This is a genomic window from Nocardia niigatensis NBRC 100131 (assembly GCF_000308655.1).
Lineage (GTDB): Bacteria > Actinomycetota > Actinomycetes > Mycobacteriales > Mycobacteriaceae > Nocardia > Nocardia niigatensis.
In genome coordinates this window covers 1-4,113 of record NZ_BAGC01000098.1, presented here as the reverse complement: position 1 = coordinate 4,113, position 4,113 = coordinate 1, and the positions used below count along the sequence as shown (strand labels likewise).

5 protein-coding genes are annotated in these 4,113 nt (G+C 66.2%); 4 read left to right on the top strand and 1 reads right to left on the bottom strand.

The features are described from left to right. The 4 genes from ON33_RS30970 to ON33_RS30955 all read left to right on the top strand — a co-directional run. A partial coding sequence (locus ON33_RS30970) for an ice-binding family protein (RefSeq protein WP_245550872.1) occupies positions 1-854 on the top strand: 854 nt, incomplete at its 5' end. A gap of 477 nt (positions 855-1,331) precedes the next feature. Next, a complete protein-coding gene (locus ON33_RS30965) occupies positions 1,332-1,751 on the top strand; it encodes a DNA methyltransferase (RefSeq protein WP_040862690.1) in 420 nt (139 codons plus the stop codon). Positions 1,752-1,978: 227 nt separating this feature from the next. Further along, on the top strand, positions 1,979-2,353 hold the full coding sequence (locus ON33_RS30960; RefSeq protein WP_157184796.1) for a hypothetical protein: 375 nt from the start codon (positions 1,979-1,981) through the stop codon (positions 2,351-2,353). Between the two features lie 460 nt (positions 2,354-2,813). Then, positions 2,814-3,017 carry a cold-shock protein gene (locus ON33_RS30955; RefSeq protein WP_040861373.1) on the top strand — a complete coding sequence of 68 codons (204 nt, stop codon included), beginning with the start codon at positions 2,814-2,816 and terminating at the stop codon, positions 3,015-3,017. A gap of 363 nt (positions 3,018-3,380) precedes the next feature. Here ON33_RS30955 and ON33_RS30950 read toward each other — a convergent pair whose 3' ends face one another. Further along, positions 3,381-3,665, bottom strand: coding sequence for a MerR family transcriptional regulator (locus ON33_RS30950; RefSeq protein WP_083869420.1), 285 nt, complete (start codon positions 3,663-3,665; stop codon positions 3,381-3,383). Positions 3,666-4,113 lie beyond the last annotated feature (448 nt).

Here is a 4,113-nt window from a genome sequence, read left to right as displayed (position 1 = left end):
TTACCAGCATCGTCCCGAACGCGGGCCCGCCGAGCGGTGGGCAAGTGGCAGTGCTCACCGGGACGGGCCTGACCGGTGCGACCGCAGTAAGTTTCGGTGGGACACCGGCGATCCTGTTCGCGGTCAACTCCGACACCCAGATCACCGTGCTGACCCCGCCCCATGTGGCCGGGACGGTGCAGGTTACCGTCACCACCCCCGGCGGGACCAGCAACGGTGTCGCCTACACCTATGTTTCGGGTCTGTTGCCGGTCAATTTGGGCACAGCCTCGACGTTCGCGGTGCTGGGCGCCACGACAGTCACCAACACCGGAGCCACGGCCATCACCGGTGACCTGGGTGTCAGCCCGGGCACCGCGGTGACCGGATTCCCGCCGGGAACGGTGACCAGCGGAGCGATCCATGCCGGGGACGCGGTCGCGGCGCAGGCGCACACCGATTTACAGATCGCCTACACCGACGCGGCGGGCCGGACGCCTACCGCTCTCGTGACCACCGATCTCGCGGGACAAACCCTGACCTCCGGGGTGTACCACGCAGTTGCCGGGATCGGCCTCAACGGCACCGTCACCCTCGACGGGCAAGGCAATCCGAACGCGGTGTTCATCTTCCAGGCCGGGACGACACTGATCACCGGGGCGGGCAGCGTCGTGAACCTCATCAACGGTGCCACCCCGAACAACGTGTTCTGGCAAGTCGGTAGCTCGGCCACACTGGGCGCCAACACCAACTTCGCCGGAAACATCCTGGCCTTCACCTCGGTCACGGTGACGGGCGGCACCACCGCAAACGGGGACATCCTGGCCCTCAACGGCGCGATCACCCTGGACACCAACACCATCACTCGAAGCTGAGCCCCAACACACCGAAAGGATTTGGACCCTGTCCGCGCGCCGAAGGCGCGCGGACAGGGTGTTTCGGGTGGGTTGGCCGCTAGTCTGCCCACCCTTTTCCACCGACGCTATCACCGATCGCCCGACGTGCATCCTTGGAAACCGCCAATCGCCCCTCGTCCTTCTGCATGCGCGGAGAGCCACGCGCTGGCGACGTGAATACACCCGATTCTTCACCGCACCCCAAGCCAAGCCAATGCATAACATACGACTTAGAACATCGGTGCGGCCCACCGACCGCGGCGCCGGCGGAGCAGCCTCCTCCCGCGTCGTCGACCTCGGCTTCGCTCACCTCGATCCCGAACTCCGCCATGCCGCAGCCGAACTCATCGCGGGCCTGACGCGACGCCGGGTGCTGGTGTTCTCCGACGCTGAATCCGGGCACCTGTGGCGCGACGACCTCACCCGCGCCGGCCTGGACTACGTGCGCACCGGGGCGTGGATCCGGGAAAACGGCGCCCAGCAGTTCTCCGGGGACAGGCCCGCGGTCGGGTTCGAATCCATCACCATCTGCCACCCCAAGGCCGCAAACGCTGGAACGGCGGCGGCAAACGCGCCGTCTGGTCGGCGCCGATCGTCATCGACCGCGGCCGCACCGGCGCCCGGCTGCACACCGCCCAGAAACCGGACAAGCTCATGCGGGCACTCGTCGAACAGTTCAGCGATCCCGGCGAAACCATCCTCGACGCCTTCGCCGGCTCCAGATCCACCCTCGCTGCCGCCGCCCTGCTGGGCCGCAAGTCATCGGCATCGAACTCGACGAACGCCACTGCGAAACCATCGCCCGCCGACTCTCCCAAGCCGTCCTACCGTTCGACACCCACCCGCCCCGGTGTCACGAAACTCGCTGCCGTGTAACAAAACTCAAGACAGGAATCGGTGCCGAGAATGCGGCGCGCAGATCGTTCAACCCGCTACCGGCCGACCGCACGACTTGTTCGGATACATGCCGGGCCCGCGCCTCACGTCGACGCCGCCAGCACTCCGCGACACCAACCTCATGAGCTGGCACAACTAGCAACCCGCCAGATATCGAGACGCGGGAACGCACCTTCCATCTACCGGGCCACCCCGGCGAGTATTCGGTGACGTTGGTGCGGCCGGCGGGACGCGGGGCACAGGCGTGGATGCTGGCCGAGGTCACTGTCCGTTCCACCGGCGGACCTGTCGCTGTGGAGGAGTTCGCCTCGACCGAGCAGCTCGTGCAGGCGGTCCTCTACGAGGATCGGTGGCACATGGTCGAGACTCCCTACGACAGCACCCGGGAGCTGGATCGGGTGCCCGAGCAGTACCGGCGGGCACTGTATCTGCGCGGAGTCCGCACCGTGAACGATCTGCTCGAATTTTCTGACGCCCGGCCGCTGGCGATACGCGGCATCGGCGAGCGTGGTGTCGCGATCGTCGCCGATGCTCGCGACCGCTACGCCGCGGACCGGGCCCCGACCGAACGCGCGGGATAGGTCGGCATGATCGGTCAGGAACGCGCCCCGCGTCGTCACTGTCCGGGCCTGCCAGGGGAGCCGAATACCTGCCGGCTCCATCACTCGCGGGGTCGATGCGCCTGCTCGCGCCCATCGGTCGGACACCGCAATCCGGACATGCGTGCAGGCGCATCGTCGGCGGTCATGGGGTGACTGGCAGAAATCCCTAGTTGGCTGGATCTGCACGACGACGACCTGGGCCCCAGGGTCAGTATCCGGCGGTTCGGTTCATACTGCGTGGAGCTGGTGGGGTTCAGCGCAGGGAGCGATCGTGGTCGAGAAGACAAGCCATCACGGTGAGTGGTAGACCCCGCAGGCGCGGCCCCTCATCACTACCCGATGCGAGCGATCGCCGGCCCTCGTGGCATAGTGAGGGTTGAGAACGGGCTTCTCATCAAGAATTTGCTCGGCTCACTACAGAGAAGAAGTTGTTTACAGCATGGCTCAAGGCAGTGTGAAGTGGTTCAACGGTGAAAAGGGCTTCGGCTTCATCGCTCAGGACGGAGGCGGCCCGGACGTCTTCGTGCATTACTCGGCCGTGAGCGGCGCGGGTTACAAATCCCTCGACGAGGGTCAGCGTGTCGAGTTCTCGGTGGAGCAGGGCCAGAAGGGCCCCCAGGCCCAGGACGTCCGCGCCATCTGATTCCGCGCGATCTTCGTGAAGAGCTTCGCACCGAGGTCGGTGCGAAGCTCTTTTCGTTGGGCCCGGTCCAGGTTGCCGTGTCCGCGGCGATGTCCGCGAGAGCCACAGTCCGGCCTGGACAGCCACGCCCGCTGAAGCGCAGGATCTGCGAGAGATCGAACCGCGCTCAGAGCGATATCGACGCCCCCGGGTCATGAGCGTCGCCGCGTCGATGGCCTCGTCCGATTTCATGTGGAGACGAAGCTACGCGGAACCGGGGAATGGCCGTCGAGCGGGGCCTGGGCTGTATGCATTCTGCTGGTGTCACCCGCGCAGGCACCCGGCGGCGGCTCCACCAGTCCCCGCCCGGGCGAAGAGTCTCGATCAGTGCCCCGGAGCGTGTGTTTCGTGCTCATCGAGGGCGTGTTGCAGGGTGGCGTTGAGGGCCTGGGCCTCGGCGAGCTGATCTTCGAGGATCACGATCCGGCACGCCCCTTCCAGGGAATTGCCGGCGTCGATCAGTTCGCGCACACGCGCGGCGATCCGCAGCTGGTAGCGCGAGTAGCGGCGATGCCCGCCCGCCGAGCGCTGCGGGGTCAAAAGGCGCGCGCCATCGAGAGTGCGCAGAAACGCCTGGGTGACGCCGAGGATCTCCGCCGCACGGCCCATGCTGTAGGCGGGGAAATCCTCGTCATCGAGTCTGTCTGTCCCACCTGTACCAGGGGTGGGAGTTGTATCCGGTTGCTGCACAGCACCTCTCAATGATTATTGAAATGACGGGAGGCCCCGGCGCGGGTGCGCCGGGGCCTGGGATCTACATGGACGAAAGGGTCGAACTGTTCACCGGCCTCCACAGGCCGATGGCGTACACCGCACCCGAGACGTCTCGGGTCGCGGAACAGGTTGTCGACTACTCAGTGGCCACCACCTCCATACGTACGGGTCTTGCCTGCGAAAGTCCTTGCCTTGCTGTGCCCCGCCCCTCCGGCGGCGGTCCAGCAGCCAGAGGGCCAGCCGGATTCTCGCCTGCCCCGGAGGGGGCGGGGGTACCGCATACCAGGCAGTTCACCTGCCCAGTCACTCGATCTCTCACTTTAGACGACAGTGAAATTACACA

Coding starts and splice junctions, on each gene's coding strand:
- ON33_RS30955 (WP_040861373.1), top strand. CDS start 2,814: ATGGCTCAAGGCAGTGTGAAGTGGTTCAACGGTGAAAAGGGCTTCGGC.
- ON33_RS30950 (WP_083869420.1), bottom strand. CDS start 3,665: ATGGGCCGTGCGGCGGAGATCCTCGGCGTCACCCAGGCGTTTCTGCGC.